Below are 13,338 nucleotides of genomic sequence, written 5' to 3' on the forward strand. Positions count from 1 at the left end.
GGCGGGGCGGGTCGGGTCGTGGCGGTGGAGCGCGGCCGGAGCGGCGGATGCGCCGGCCGGCTACGCCGCCGCGAGCTCCGTCGCGACGCGGCGCACGAGCGGCAGCGCGCACGCGGTCGCCGCGAGCGTCAGGGCGACGGCGCCCACGGCCATGAGCGCCCACATGATGATCGAGCCGGGCGTCTGGATCCACCACAGGAAGGTGGGGAGGATCAGCAGCAGGGCCGCCGCTGCAGCGCCGCCGACCGCCACGAGCAGCGGCAGCGCCACCTGCCGCACGATCGCCGCGCGCATCACCGGCAGCTCGACCCCCATGCGGTGCATCGCCCGGTGCTCGCGGCGCTGGTCGAGCACCTTCGCCGACTGGGCGATGCCGGCGAGGACCGCGCCGAGCACGCCGGCGATCGCGATGGTGAGCGCCGCGCCCGTCGCCATGTCGGTGCTCATCTGGTCCGCGCCGCCGGCGGTCGCGGGCGCGAGGGAGGCGAAGCCGCCGGCCAGCACGGCGATCGCCATCGCGCCGACGATGTTGAAGGCGCCGCGCGGGTCGTCGAGCACGCGGCGCGCGGCGAGCAGCGTCGCCGGACGGCGCGCGCCCTTGGCCACGAGCCAGGCGACGCCCTGGATGATGAGCGGTCCGAGGAACGTGTACGCGAGCACGAAGACGGCGATGAGCGCGATCGAGAACGCGATGCCGAGGTCGACGACGTCGTAGACGACGATGGCGACGTACGCGGCCGCCGCGGCGACGAAGACGAGGATGCGCCAGAGCGAGAGCCGCTTGCCGCGCACGCGCTGGGCGACGCCGAGCGGGGTGACGTGGACGCGGCGCAGCGACGCGAGCGCCGCTCCGAGCGCGACCGCGAGCACGGCGCCGGCGGCGGCGAGCCACACCCAGGCGGGCGGCAGCAGCTCGGTGATCGCGAACGGCATGCCCTGGAACTCGATCCGGGCGATGAGCGGCGTGACGGCGAGCGCGAGCAGCGCGCCGATCGCGACGCCGACGACCGCCTGCGCGAGTGCGTCGAGCACGGCCATCGCGCTCACCTGGCCGCGCGTCGCGCCGGCGAGCCGCAGCGCCGCGAGCCGGTCGTCGCGGCGGGCGATGGCGAGCCGCACGGCGGCCTGCGCGAGCGTCCACACCGCGGGCAGCAGCAGCGCGGCTGCCACGAAGGCGAGCGTCAGCACGAACTCTCCGTCGAACCGGTCGACGGCGCCGCTCTCGAGCCGCATCCGGAAGGCGTTGACGCCGCCGAGCACGGCGAGCAGCGCCGCGGTCGCGAAGGCGAAGGCGATCGCGCTCAGCACGTCGGTCGCGCGCGGGCCGGTCGCGCGGGCGAGGCGCGCCCAGAGTCGGAGGGCGGTCATCGCGACGCCTCGATCCAGCCCTGGTGCGCGGTCATCGGGTTCTCGACGCGCTGCTCGGCACGCGCGGCGCCGTAGGAGGGGTGCTGCGGCAGCGCCGCCTGCGCGACGGGCACGCCCATGCCGAGCGGCGTGGTCGCGGCCGGCCGCTCCGCGCCGGCGGGGGCGGTCTGCGGCCATCCGTCGCCGGCGGCGCGCTCATCGCTGACGATGCGGCCGTCCTGCAGGCGGACGACGCGCGAGCACATCGCCGCGACCTCCGGGTCGTGCGTGACGACGACGAGCGAGGCGCCATGGCCGAGCGTCGCGCCGATGAGCAGGCTCATCACCGCGTCGCCCGTCGACCGGTCGAGCGCGCCGGTCGGCTCGTCGGCGAAGACGATGCCGGGCTGGCCGACGAGCGCCCGCGCGATCGCGACGCGCTGCGCCTGGCCGCCCGAGAGCTCGCCCGGCCGGCGCGCGAGCATGCCGCCGAGGCCGAGCCGGTGCAGCAGGGTGCCCGCCTGCGCCTCCGCGGCCGACCGCGAGCCGCCGCCGAGCATGAGCGGGAGCGCGACGTTCTCGATGGCCGGCAGCTCCGGCAGCAGCTGGCCCGACTGGAAGACGAAGCCGAAGTCGCTGCGGCGCAGCCGGGTGCGCTCGCCGTCGCGCATGGTCGCGAGGTCGCGTCCGCGCCAGACGATGCGGCCGTCGGCGGGCGCGATGATGCCGGCGAGCACGTGGAGGAGGGTCGACTTGCCCGACCCGCTGGGGCCCATGATGGCGACGGCCTCCGGGCCGTCCGCGCCGATCGTGAGCGAGACGTCGGCGAGCGCGGGAGCGGCGCTGTTGCCCTCGCCGTAGGTGTGGGTGAGCCGCTGGGCATCGAGTCTGTTGGTCTGCATGGCTCCATCCGAGCATCGCCCGGCCGCAGATCCGAGCGATCGCGGCGCCTTTGCATCGAGCGGTGGATGCAGGATCATCCCCTCGGTTGACAGGCGCTCGTCCGTAGGCTGGGTGCGTGACGACCGCCGCCCCGAACACGCCGGCATCCGGCCGCCTCGCGCCGGGCAGCCGCTCCGATGACGGCCGCACCGGTGGCGGCCGTGCCGCCGGCGGCTCGTCGCGGATCGCGGCCGAGGGCACCGCGACGCACCCCGTCGCCATCATCCCCGCCGCGCTCGTCTCGCTCGGCGCCGTGCTGCAGTTCTGGGTGATGACCGACTGGGGCTACCTGCCGCTCATCCTGGGCGTGCTCGGCGGCGTGCTCACCGACCGCGCCGGCCGCTCGTCGAAGCTCGGGCAGGACCTCGCGATCATCGCGATCGCGCTCGCCTGGATCAGCATGATCTCCCTGCACGCCGACATCTCGAACGCCGGCATCCTGCGGTTCACGATCGCGCTCGGCGGCGCCGTGCTCATCCCCTACGCGATCTCGCGCTGGGTCTACCGCGACCACGCGGTGCGCTTCCCGTGGAAGGGCGGGCGCTGGTCGCGGCGGATGTGGACGTACCTCATCGTGGTCGTCTTCGCCGCCTACCTGATCCTGCCGTTCTACTTCCTCACCTCCGGCGTCTACCGCAACTGGCCGCCGGTCGCGGAGTGGGACATGATCGGGCGCCTGTTCATGGGCGTCAACGCGGTCGGGCTGTGGGACGAGCTCTTCTTCATCTGCACCGTCTACACGCTGCTGCTGCGCCACTTCCGGCCGTGGCTCGCCAACCTGCTGCAGGCGGCGATCTTCGTCTCGTTCCTGTGGGAGCTCGGCTACCAGTCGTGGGGGCCGCTGCTGACGATCCCGTTCGCGCTCGTGCAGGGCGCGATCTTCTCCTGGACGAAGAACCTCTTCTACGTCGTGACGGTGCACCTGCTGTTCGACGCGGTGGTGTTCCTCGTGATCGTGCACGCGCACCACCAGGAGGCGCTGCCGATCTTCCCGCTGGTCCACGGCTTCTGATCGCGCGCCGTCGTCGAGAAGCCGGTGTTCCGGATGTCGGCGGCCTCCCGTAGCCTCGCCGCCATGGCCATCGCACGCTTCCCCACGCTCGTCATCGACTGCCCCGACGCCGCCGCGCTCGCGCGGTTCTACAGCGCGCTCCTCGACTGGCCGGTGTCGAGCTCCGACGACGACTGGGTCGAGATCAAGGCCGACTACGGCCAGATGCTCTGCTTCCAGCAGGTCGAGCAGTATGCGGCGCCCGACTGGCCAGGCCAGGAGCACCCGCAGCAGATGCACCTCGACGTCGTCGTCGATGACCTCGACGAGGGTGAGGCCGCCGTGCTCGAGCTCGGCGCGACGAAGCACGAGCACCAGCCGGGCGAGACGTTCCGCGTCTTCCTCGACCCTGCCGGGCACCCGTTCTGCCTCTGCAGCAGCTGACGCGACCGCCCGTCGCTAGGGCACCGCGAGCGCGACGGCTGCCTGCGCTCCGACGCGCGTGAACCCGAGCCGGTCGGCGACCCGCAGCGATGCCGCGTTGCCGGTGCGGCAGCGCCACTGCGCCACGAGCCCCGCGTCGATCGCCGCGCACACCGCGCCGGTCGCCGCGGCCGACGCGTAGCCGCGGCCGCGCCGCCGTGCCGCGGTGGCGACGCCGATGTGGGCGATGGTGGTGTGCCAGCGCTGGAAGCCCGCGACGGCGACGGGCTCCCGGCCCTCGCGCACCGCCCAGTGGCGCTCCATCGGCTCGACGCCCGCCTCGGCCCACTCGTCGCCGTCGACCGCCTCGCGGACGAGCGCGAGGTCGCGATCGTCGCCCGGCACGACGCCGTGCGAGGGCGCTGCGGGCCGGGTGCCGGTGAAGAGCAGGTGCGCGGAGCCGACCACTCGCGAGCCCGGCAGCAGCGCCGCGACCGCGGCGGCATCCCGCAGCGTCACCCGGTGGCGGGTCTCGAGCGCGATGAGCGCGCTCCTGGGCGCCGCGACGACCATCGCGGCGCCGAGCTCGATGACGACGACCGAGTCGAGGTCGTCGCGCTCGACCCAGGTGACGCCCTCGCCGTCGAAGGCCGTGACGGGCACGCCCACCGCGTCCGCCCACGCTGCGCGCAGCTGCATGCGGTCGCGCTGCGGCAGATCCGGCAGGCGCATCACGACCCCAGTGTCGTCCTGCCCGAGCGCCGCCGCCAGTGGCGCGCCCGCCTAGGCTCGACGGGTGACCACCGTGCTGCTCGACGTCGACACCGGGATCGACGACGCCCTCGCCCTCTTCACCGCCGCGCTCTCGAACGAGATCGAACTGGTCGGCTGCACCGTCGTGTGGGGCAACGTCGACGTCGATCAGGGCGCGCGCAACACCTCCGAGGTGCTGCGCCTCGCCGGGCACGCGGATGTGCCGATCGCGGTGGGCGCCGCCGGCCCCCGCAACGGCCGCGTCGCCGTCTTCTCGCCCCAGGTGCACGGCGACGACGGGCTGGGCGGATGCGCCGACACCGCCCACGAGCCGCGGCTCGCGGCCGAGAGCGCGGTCCAGCTCATGCTGCGGCTCAGCCACGAGCACGACGGCACGCTCGAGATCGTGGCGGTCGGACCGCTCACGAACCTCGCGGCCGCGCTCGACGCCGACCCGACCCTGCCCGAGCGCATCCGGCAGGTGACGATCATGGGCGGTGCGGCGCTCGCGGCGGGCAACGTGAGCGACACCGCGGAGGCGAACATCTGGCACGATCCGGAGGCGGCGCAGGCCGTCTTCGACGCGCCGTGGGAGCTGACGATGGTGGGCCTCGACGTGACGATGACCTCGCTCATCACCGACGAGCATCGCGCGCGGCTCGCCGCCGGCGGCGCGGTCGGCCGCTTCTCGTCGGACATCCTCGACTTCTACCTCGGCTACTACGAGGGCTACACGGGGGAGCGCGCGTCAGGCAACCACGACGCGCTCGCGCTCGCGGTGGCGACCGGCCTCGTGCGCACGACGCTGTCGCCGATCGTCGACGTGGAGGTCGACTGCAGCGACGGCCCCTCGCGCGGGCGCACCGTCGCGCGGCTCGAGGGGGAGTGGGGCACCTGGCCCGACCGCGAGGGCGCTCGCCATCGCGTCGTCATGGAGGTCGAGCCGGGGTTCGAGGACCGCATGGTCGACCTGCTCGCCGGCGCCTGAGGCTGGGTCAGTCGAGCCGGTAGACGTGCTCGACGATCTCCCTGCCGACGCCGGCGGCCCACGACGTCTCCGAGCCGACGAGCACGAACCCGTTGCGCAGCAGCACGGCGGCTGAGGCGGGGTTGTGCGCCGCGGCGCGGGCGAAGAGCGGCCGCTGCCGCTCGCGCTCCAGCAGGAGCGCGAGCGCCGCGGAGGCGATGCCGCGCCCCCAGCGGGCCGGGTCGATCCAGTAGCTGACCTCGCGCTCCTGCTCGATCGTGAACGTCGAGACGGCGCCGACGAGCTGCGCGCCCTGCTCGATGACGAGCAGGTGGTTCTCGGGATCGGCGCGCACCCGCCGGTAGTGGGCGTCGAAGGCCGCCCGGTCGGTGGGGTCCTCGCGCGTGAAGGCGGCCATCGCGACGGCGTCGGGGTCGCGCTCCCAGCGGAAGAGCTGGTCGAGGTCGTCGTCGCGCAGCGGCCGCAGTCGGATCGTCATGCCCTGACGCTAGGGGCCGGCGCCCACGAGCGCGACGACGCGGCCAGCCGTCGACGGTCGCCGCGCGGATCAGGCGACCGCGCCCATCCTCCGGACCGCCTCCTCGATCACCTCGGGCCGCGTGCCGAGGTTGAGGCGCACGTGGTTCTCGCCGCCGGTGCCGAACGCCTCGCCGGCGCTGAGGCCCACGCGCGCCTGCTCGAGGAACGCCTTCGCGGGGCCGGTGGAGAGCCCGATGTAGCCGGCCTCGGCGTGCGGGTCGAGGTCGGCGACGCGCGTCGCGCTGCAGTCGAGCCAGGCCAGGAACGTCGCCTCGCCCGGTCGCCAGCGGATCGTGGGCGCGTGCTCGACGAGCAGCCGCGCGAGCAGCGCCCGGTGCTCGCGGAGGGCGAGGAGCACGTCGTCGAGCCACGCCCGGCCGTCGTCGAAGGCCGCCACGTGCGCGATCGAGGCGATGTGCGACGGGCCGTGGCTCACGACCTCGGCGATGCCCGCGAGGTCGTCGGCCGTCTCGGCGCCGCCGACGATGAGCGCGGTGCGGAGGCCCGCGAGGTTCCACGCCTTCGACGCGCTCGTGAGCGAGAAGCCGCGCGGGTCGACGGTCCAGTAGGGCGTGAAGGTCGCGTCGAAGAGCAGCGGTGCGTGCACCTCGTCGGCGATCACCCGCACCCCGTGGCGCGCGGTGATCTCGGCGAGCGACTCGAGCTCCGCGCGCGTGTGCACGGTGCCAGTGGGGTTGTGCGGGTTGCACAGCAGCACGACCGCTCCGGCGCCGCCGACGCGCGCGCAGGCCTCCTCGATCGCCGCGAGGTCGAGCCGCAGGTCGGGCCCGAGCGGCGCCTCGACCACCTGCCGCTCGGCGTGCGCGGCGTAGGCGTGGAACGGCGGGTAGACCGGGCTCGTGACGATCACGGAGCCGCCGGGCGGGGTGAGCATGCGGATGAGCTCGAACGCGCCCATCATCACGTCGCTGACGAGCGCGGTGCGCTCGACGTCGACCGCGGCGCCCCAGCGGTCAGCGGCGAACCGGCCGAAGGCCTCCGCGTAGCCGGTGCCGTGCGGGTAGCCGGTGTCGCCGCGAAGCATCGCCGCGTGCACGGCCTCGGTGATCGGCTCGGCGGGCAGCACGTCCATCTCGGCGACCCACAGCGGGAGCACGTCGGGCTCGAAGAACCGCCACTTGATGCTCGTCCGATCGCGGAGGTCGGCGAGGGGCACCTGCAGGAAGGGATCCATGCCCCCATCCTGCCGCCGCGGGTTCCGTCCGGCGAGATCCCGACGGAGCGATCGGTCGGGCGAGGGCGCTATCCCCTCGCGGCGCCGGCTGCTCCGTCGAGGCTCAGGCGACCTGCTCGAGGAGGCCGGAGTCGACGTCGTAGAGGAAGCCGCCGACGCGGGCCCGGTCGCCGATGAGCGGGTGCGAGCGCACGCGGTGCACGTCCTCGATGATCGAGAGCCGCTGGTGCTCGATCGCGCCGAGGTCGAGCCACGACGCGTCGGTGCCGGCGGCGTGCGAGATGTCGACGAGCAGCTCGCGCTCCGACTTCGAGGCCATCGCGCAGCGCGTGTGCTGCACGAGCAGCACGCGGTCGACGCCCAGCAGGTTGACGCCCAGCACGAGCGCGACGAGCGTGCGCTCGGTGGCGCGGCCGCCCGGGTTGCGCAGGATCTTCGCGTCACCGGGCACGAGCCCGATCATGCCGAGCGGGTCGATCCGCGAGTCCATGCAGGTCACCATCGCGACGCCGGACTTCGCGACACCGTCGAAGCCCTGCAGGTCGAAGGAGGCGGCGAAGTCGCGGTTGCTCGCGAGCAGGTCGTCGAAGGCGTGTTCCATGGTCACCGAATCTACCGCGCGTGCGAGCATGGGCCGCATGGAGCTCCGAGCGCTCGCCCGCCAGATCGACGCGATCTCGCGCCGGTACGCCGACGTCTACGGCTTCGAGCGCGACGCCGACTGGCTCGTGCTCAAGCTGCAGGAGGAGGTCGGCGAGGTCGTGCAGGCGTGGCTGGCGAAGACCGGCCGGCAGCGAGACAAGGGCCACAGCCCGGAGGAGATCGATCGCCGCTTCGCGCTCGAGCTCGCGGACGCGGTGGGGATGCTGCTCGCGCTCGCGGAGGCGACGGGCGTCGACATCGAGCAGGCGATCGATGAGAAGTGGCTCGTCTGGGACCGGCGGGTGTCGCAGCGGGCCGGCGAGGCGGATGCGCCCGAGCGGGACTGACGCTCGACCGACTCGCACCGCACCGCCTCGGCTCTGGCGTCGCGAGCGACAGGTGCGCATACTCGGCGCATGGATGCTCGCGCCCTCGCGTTCGGCGGTGTCGAGCTGTGCCGCGCCGTGGTCGACGGCCAGGATGCGCTGCCGGAGCTGCTGGCGCTCGTCGCGCAGCAGGTCGGCACCGACGCGGTGACGCTCTCGAGCGTCGACCTCGCCGACGGCTCGTCGAACGTGCTGACGCACGGTGCCGCGCCGCTGGACGTCAGCGAAGGCGCTGCGTGGCGACGGCTGCTCGGCACCCATCCGTATGCGACGCACCTCGCGACGGCGAACAGGCCGCGGCGTCGGCTCACCGAGGTCGTCGACGTGCGCGAGCTGCGGCGCTCGGAGGTGTTCCAGGTGTGCCTGGAGCCGCGTGGGCTGACCTATCAGGCTGCGCTCGTCGTCGAGCGCGCAGGCAGCCGGATGACGCTGCTGTCGATGTGGCGGACCGACGACGACTTCAGCGACGACGACGTCGATGCGGTCGGTCTGCTGGCGACGGCGCTGGGTGCGTCGCTGCGCGCCCGAGAGTCGCTGCGGTCGCTCGAGGCGATCGCGGGGACGGGCCGTGGCCCGGTCGGACTCACACGTCGGCAGACGCAGGTCGTCGAGCTCGTGTCCGCGGGCATGACCAACGACCAGGTCGCACGACGGCTCGGGCTCTCGAGCCGTACGGTGCGCAAGCACCTCGCGCTGCTGTTCGACCGCACGGGAGCGCGCTCGCGCACCGAGCTCGCCGTCCTGTGGAGGGACGCCGCGCGTGTGGGAGGCGTACGCACCTTCCGCTGAAGTGCAGCCCCACCCGCGCTGCGGGCGGTGCTCCGGCCGCCGTCAGCGCACCCGGGCGATCCGCTCCTGCGCCCTCGCGTGCTCATAGCCCTCGGGCTGCTGCCCGCTCGCCGCGGTCCGTGCGCCGGCCGTCGCGGCCGCACCCTCGGGCGCCGCTTCCTCCCAGAACGCCGTGTGGCTCGTCGTCACCGCCGCACCGCACGCGCTCGCGTTCGTGTAGACGACGGGGTCGAGGCGAGGACTGCCGTCCACGTGCCAGCCGGTGTGGGAGGTCGAGCCCACCTGGTCGAGCGCGGCGTTGACGCCGTGGGCGGCGCCGCCGATCCAGTCTCGCCAGTCCTCCTGGCCCTGCTCGAGCGCGTAGGGGCTCGGCAGCACGCGTGCGACGCCCGAGTCATCGGTCCAGAGCACGCTGTGGTCGACGACGCCCTCCTCGTTCGCCCCAGCGCTGGCCGGGTCGAACCGGTCGGCGAGGCCGACGACCCAGCCGCCCTCCGATTGCCCGTAGACCGCGCTGAAGCCGCCTCCCGGCAGCAGTCCGAGCGACTCGATCGTCGTGGGCGAGGGCCATCGAGCGGCCTCGTAGTGGCCGCCGAACCAGTCGCCGAACCACGCGACCCCAGCCGCCTCGCCGCGCTCGTCCAGGAGGCGCACGTACGTGTCCGCCTCGACGCCGGGATTGCTCGCCACGTGCGTGACCTCGCCCCGCCGTGACCAGATCGCTCCCCATGGCACGACGGCCTCGAGGTCCGGCAGCTCGAGCGAGGTCGCGCCCGCGACCCGGAGGTCGTTGGTGATGTCCCAACCCTCGGCGTACGGGAATGCGCTGTCGTTCGGCAGTGCCGTGCCCGGTCGGTCGAGGCGCGGCGACCACACGCGGGCCTCGGCCTCGAGGTCGCTCGTCCAGACGGTGCCGACCGCATCACCGCGGTCGTTGATGCGTCGCACGCCGATCCCAGCGGCCTCCTGCTCGGTCTCGACCCAGGTGATCCGCCCCGACCGGAGGCTCTGCACCCAGGCGCGCTCGCGACCGGATGCGTCGAAGCCCTGGCCGTTGATGAGGCCGGTCGGGGTCAGCTCGAAGGCGACACCGTCGACCATGTCCGTCGGCCCGACCCGCACGGGTTCCCCGTCGAGGCCGTACCAGACGACGGGATGCCTGCCCCAGCTGCCGTCCCCCTCGACGAGCTCGAAGCTGCCGTAGTAGACGGTCCCGACGCCCGGCACCTGCTCGATGTCCATGACCGTGCCGTACTGGGCGTTCGCGGGCTGCCGCATCGTCATCACCTCGCACCCGCTGGCCGCGTGCGCGGCAGGCGCGACGACGAGCATCGCCCCTGCCAGTCCTGCGGCTGCCACGCCGCGCATCACCGTTCGCATCACGTCTCCTGCCGATGCCGTGGCCGGCCCGGATGCCGGCCCTCGAGCAGGATCGTGCACCCGGCGACCGACGAGCGGAAGGTGGCGCTTCCGCCACCCCTCTGCTGCCGACCACGCCTCGGAGGATCGTCCCGCCGCGCCGTCCAGCCCACGACGGTAGCCTGCGGGCATGACGCAGACCGCCATCATCGTCGGTGCAGGACTCGGCGGCCTCGCCGCCGCCCGTGGACTGGAGGCCGCCGGCTGGCAGGTGCGGGTGCTCGAGGCGGCGCCCGCCGTGCGCAGCGTCGGCGCCGGCATCAGCATCACCGAGAACGGGCTTGCGGCGCTCGACGCCCTCGGCGTCGGCGACGCGGTGCGCGAGCGTGCCGTCCGGGCACTGCCGGAGGGCATCTTCACCGACCAGGGCTCGCCGCTGCACCGCGGCTTCCAGCTCGACTCGAGCGCGATCCACGCGATCCACCGCTCGACCCTGCTGGATGCGCTCCGCGAGGGCCGCGAGATCGAGACCGGCATGCGGGTGGTCGGCGTGACCGACGGCGCGAGCGGCCGCCCGAGCGTCACGATCGAGCACGGCGCGGCCGACCCGGACTCCGCCGACGCCCGCGACGAGCGCCAGCGCCGCCGCGACCGGGCGCGCGGCACGAAGCTGGGCCGCCGCATCCACCGGGCACTCGAGCCCGGCGACGACCCCATCGACCGCCGGGCGGAGGGCCGCGCGAGCCGCGCGCAGGTGCGCGCGGTCGAGGCCGCCCGCTTCGAGACGATCGAGGCCGACCTCGTCGTCGGCGCCGACGGCATCGACTCCGCGGTGCGGAAGGCGCTCTGGCCGAAGGCGCGCACCGACTACTCCGGCGCGACCTGCTGGTACGGCGTCGTGCAGGCGGAGGCGGACTCGCCCTCGGGCGTGCGGCAGTACCTGGGTCGCGGCGCAGAGTTCGGCATGGAGCCGATCGACGGCGGCCGCGTCTACTGGTGGGGCATGGCCCACGCGCGCATGGGCCGCTCCTCGCGCGACGAGCTCGAGGCCGCCCGCGCCCGCTTCGACACCTGGGCGCCCGAGGTGCGCGATCACATCGCCGCGACGCCGCAGGCCGGGATCGTGCGCCGCGACCTGTGGTCGCTCGCGACGCCGCTGCGCAGCTTCCACCGCCCGGGCGTGGTGCTGCTCGGCGACGCGGCGCACGCGATGCTGCCCACGCTCGGCCAGGGCGGCAACCTGACCTTCGAGGACGCCGCGACGCTCGGCATCCTGCTCGAGGACCACTCCCGCGACGAGGCGCTGCGGCAGTACGACCGCGAGCGGGTCGGCCGCACCCAGCGTTTCCAGCAGCTCTCGCACCGCCTCGCGCGCACCACGGTGCAGGCGCGCAACCCCGTGCTGGTCGCCGCCCGCAACGGCGCGTTCAACCTCATGCCGACGATGCTGGCCGAGCTCGCGGGCGACTGGATGCTGGGCTGGCGCTCGCCGCGGCACGTCGACTGAGCACGGCTGCGGCGCTGCGCCGCTGCAGGAGGGCCCTGGCGGCCGACGCGCGATCGGCCGCACAATGAGCCATGGCCGACGACCTGGCCGCGCCCTCGGCGCCGGATGCGTCGGGCGCTGACGCCCCCGCCGCGGCGAGCGCCGAGACCGACGCCGCGCTCGCCCGGCGCGCCCAGATCCTCGCGACCGAGCACTGGGGGCTGCTCGCCGCTCGCGGCACCGCGCAGAGCGAGGTGCTCACCCGCATCACGATCTTCCTGACGCTCGTGTCGGCCGGGCTCGTCACGATGGGGCTGCTCGGCCAGGCATCGGGCTACGCCGGCTGGTTCTCGCCGGCGATGCTCGCGATCCTGGCGTTCCTCGCGCTGATCGGCTTCATGACGCAGCTCCGCGTGCTGAACGTCGCGCAGGAGGACATGATGTACGTCGTCGCGATGAACCGGCTGCGCGGCGGCTACGTCGACCTCGACCCCCGCGTCGCGGGCTACTTCCTCGCCGCTGTCACCGACGACCAGGCGGGGATGGACCAGACCTACTCGTTCATCGCTCGCCGCAGCGCAGCCAGCCACCTCTTCGGCAGCTCGATGGTGCTCATCGTGGTGGTGAACGCGTGCGTCGACGGCCTGCTCGCCGCCGCGATCGTGGTCACGTCGACCGGCTCCGTGCCGTGGGCGATCGCCGTCGGCGTCGCCGTCGGCCTCGCCTGGTGCGCGGTGTCCATGCGCCGGGGCTACCTCGGCTTCCGCGACGTGTGGCGCCGCTATCGGCCCCGGCGTCCCACGCAGGGGCCGCCGGGCTTCCTCCACGACGCCGACGCGTGACGTCGGCCCGCATCCAGCGATGGGTAGTTCTCCCCATGGCGGATGCCCAGGTGGCGTCACTACCGTGGTCGAACGGCCCGGCTGGGGCCCCGACGCCGAGAGGCGGAGGGGAATCGGGCCAGACAAGGGAATACGAGCGGGACCCTCGATCATGGAGCGAGGCTCTGCGCGGCAGCCGTGACGCTGCCGCCCGCTGATGCAAGAGGGGCCCGACCGCGATGGTCGGGCCCCCTTCTCGTCTCAGCGGTGCCGAGCGCGCTCCGCCAGCAGCAGCGGGAACACGAGCTCGCGGTTGAGCGGCGCCTCTGCCGCGTCGTCGATCCCGACCGCCGGGTCGATCCAGCGCACCGCCTCGATCTCGGCGAGCGGTTCCGGTGCGATGGCGTCACGCGTGCGGAAGACGCTCGCGCGCAGCGCGAAGCCCGCCTCGTTGGCGGCGCGCGTCTCGAAGTCGCCCATCGGCTCGATCCGGTCGAGCGCGATCGCGACGCCCAGCTCCTCGAGCACCTCGCGCACGGCGCACGCCGCGGCGCCCTCGCCCGCCTCCGGCTTGCCGCCCGGCAGCATCCACGCGCTCGTGCCGCGCTTGCGCACCGTCAGCACGGCGCCGTCCTCGCGCTCGAAGCAGATCGCCGAGACGGTGATGACGCGCATGCCTGCAACGGTAGCGATCGCC

The 13,338-nt window shown here is 74.0% G+C and carries 15 protein-coding genes; 7 read left to right on the forward strand and 8 right to left on the reverse strand.

What is annotated here, in order from left to right:
- Nucleotides 1-60: 60 nt before the first annotated feature.
- Together EDD26_RS05250 and EDD26_RS05255 are read right to left on the reverse strand one after the other, a co-directional pair.
- Nucleotides 61-1,368, reverse strand: coding sequence for an FtsX-like permease family protein (locus EDD26_RS05250; protein WP_170165537.1), 1,308 nt, complete (start codon nucleotides 1,366-1,368; stop codon nucleotides 61-63).
- Entirely contained in the window at nucleotides 1,365-2,249 is an 885-nt protein-coding gene (locus EDD26_RS05255) for an ABC transporter ATP-binding protein (RefSeq protein ID WP_123696744.1), read from the reverse strand. Before EDD26_RS05255 ends, EDD26_RS05250 begins: the two co-directional genes overlap by 4 nt.
- A gap of 224 nt (nucleotides 2,250-2,473) precedes the next feature.
- On the opposite strand from EDD26_RS05255, the gene EDD26_RS05260 reads away from it, so the two are divergent.
- Both EDD26_RS05260 and EDD26_RS05265 read left to right on the forward strand, forming a co-directional pair.
- The gene (locus EDD26_RS05260) at nucleotides 2,474-3,301 is read left to right on the forward strand and encodes a CPBP family glutamic-type intramembrane protease (RefSeq protein ID WP_123698458.1); all 828 of its coding nucleotides are present in this window, start codon (nucleotides 2,474-2,476) and stop codon (nucleotides 3,299-3,301) included.
- A gap of 63 nt (nucleotides 3,302-3,364) precedes the next feature.
- Nucleotides 3,365-3,724 carry a VOC family protein gene (locus tag EDD26_RS05265; RefSeq protein ID WP_123696745.1) on the forward strand — a complete coding sequence of 120 codons (360 nt, stop codon included), beginning with the start codon at nucleotides 3,365-3,367 and terminating at the stop codon, nucleotides 3,722-3,724.
- Between the two features lie 15 nt (nucleotides 3,725-3,739).
- Here EDD26_RS05265 and EDD26_RS05270 read toward each other — a convergent pair whose 3' ends face one another.
- Entirely contained in the window at nucleotides 3,740-4,435 is a 696-nt protein-coding gene (locus EDD26_RS05270; protein WP_245990039.1) for a GNAT family N-acetyltransferase, read from the reverse strand.
- Nucleotides 4,436-4,499: 64 nt separating this feature from the next.
- On the opposite strand from EDD26_RS05270, the gene EDD26_RS05275 reads away from it, so the two are divergent.
- The gene (locus EDD26_RS05275) at nucleotides 4,500-5,444 is read left to right on the forward strand and encodes a nucleoside hydrolase (RefSeq protein ID WP_123696747.1); all 945 of its coding nucleotides are present in this window, start codon (nucleotides 4,500-4,502) and stop codon (nucleotides 5,442-5,444) included.
- Nucleotides 5,445-5,451: 7 nt separating this feature from the next.
- Here EDD26_RS05275 and EDD26_RS05280 read toward each other — a convergent pair whose 3' ends face one another.
- The 3 genes from EDD26_RS05280 to EDD26_RS05290 all read right to left on the reverse strand — a co-directional run bounded on the left by EDD26_RS05280 (nucleotide 5,452) and on the right by EDD26_RS05290 (nucleotide 7,759).
- On the reverse strand, nucleotides 5,452-5,922 hold the full coding sequence (locus tag EDD26_RS05280) for a GNAT family N-acetyltransferase (protein WP_123696748.1): 471 nt from the start codon (nucleotides 5,920-5,922) through the stop codon (nucleotides 5,452-5,454).
- 69 nt (nucleotides 5,923-5,991) lie between these two features.
- Entirely contained in the window at nucleotides 5,992-7,158 is a 1,167-nt protein-coding gene (locus EDD26_RS05285; protein WP_123696749.1) for a MalY/PatB family protein, read from the reverse strand.
- A gap of 103 nt (nucleotides 7,159-7,261) precedes the next feature.
- Nucleotides 7,262-7,759, reverse strand: a complete 498-nt coding sequence (locus tag EDD26_RS05290; protein WP_123696750.1) for a beta-class carbonic anhydrase — start codon at nucleotides 7,757-7,759, stop codon at nucleotides 7,262-7,264.
- 37 nt (nucleotides 7,760-7,796) lie between these two features.
- Here EDD26_RS05290 and EDD26_RS05295 point away from each other — a divergent pair, with 37 nt between their 5' ends.
- Both EDD26_RS05295 and EDD26_RS05300 read left to right on the forward strand, forming a co-directional pair.
- Entirely contained in the window at nucleotides 7,797-8,147 is a 351-nt protein-coding gene (locus tag EDD26_RS05295; protein WP_211333829.1) for a nucleoside triphosphate pyrophosphohydrolase family protein, read from the forward strand.
- A gap of 69 nt (nucleotides 8,148-8,216) precedes the next feature.
- Nucleotides 8,217-8,975 (forward strand): helix-turn-helix transcriptional regulator, encoded by a 759-nt coding sequence (locus tag EDD26_RS05300; protein ID WP_123696751.1) that lies wholly within the window; start codon nucleotides 8,217-8,219, stop codon nucleotides 8,973-8,975.
- A 42-nt stretch (nucleotides 8,976-9,017) separates the two neighbouring features.
- On the opposite strand, the gene EDD26_RS05305 is transcribed toward EDD26_RS05300, so the two are convergent.
- Nucleotides 9,018-10,355: a hypothetical protein gene (locus tag EDD26_RS05305; RefSeq protein ID WP_123696752.1), complete on the reverse strand. Its 1,338-nt coding sequence runs from the start codon at nucleotides 10,353-10,355 to the stop codon at nucleotides 9,018-9,020.
- A gap of 169 nt (nucleotides 10,356-10,524) precedes the next feature.
- Between EDD26_RS05305 and EDD26_RS05310 the strand changes: the two genes are divergently transcribed.
- Nucleotides 10,525-11,841, forward strand: coding sequence for an FAD-dependent monooxygenase (locus EDD26_RS05310; protein WP_123696753.1), 1,317 nt, complete (start codon nucleotides 10,525-10,527; stop codon nucleotides 11,839-11,841).
- A gap of 71 nt (nucleotides 11,842-11,912) precedes the next feature.
- Nucleotides 11,913-12,662, forward strand: a complete 750-nt coding sequence (locus EDD26_RS05315) for a hypothetical protein (RefSeq protein WP_245989770.1) — start codon at nucleotides 11,913-11,915, stop codon at nucleotides 12,660-12,662.
- Between the two features lie 240 nt (nucleotides 12,663-12,902).
- Here EDD26_RS05315 and EDD26_RS05320 read toward each other — a convergent pair whose 3' ends face one another.
- A complete protein-coding gene (locus tag EDD26_RS05320; RefSeq protein WP_211333830.1) occupies nucleotides 12,903-13,316 on the reverse strand; it encodes an NUDIX hydrolase in 414 nt (137 codons plus the stop codon).
- Nucleotides 13,317-13,338 lie beyond the last annotated feature (22 nt).

The organism is Agrococcus jenensis, from assembly GCF_003752465.1.
In the GTDB taxonomy this organism is placed as follows: Bacteria; Actinomycetota; Actinomycetes; order Actinomycetales; family Microbacteriaceae; genus Agrococcus; species Agrococcus jenensis.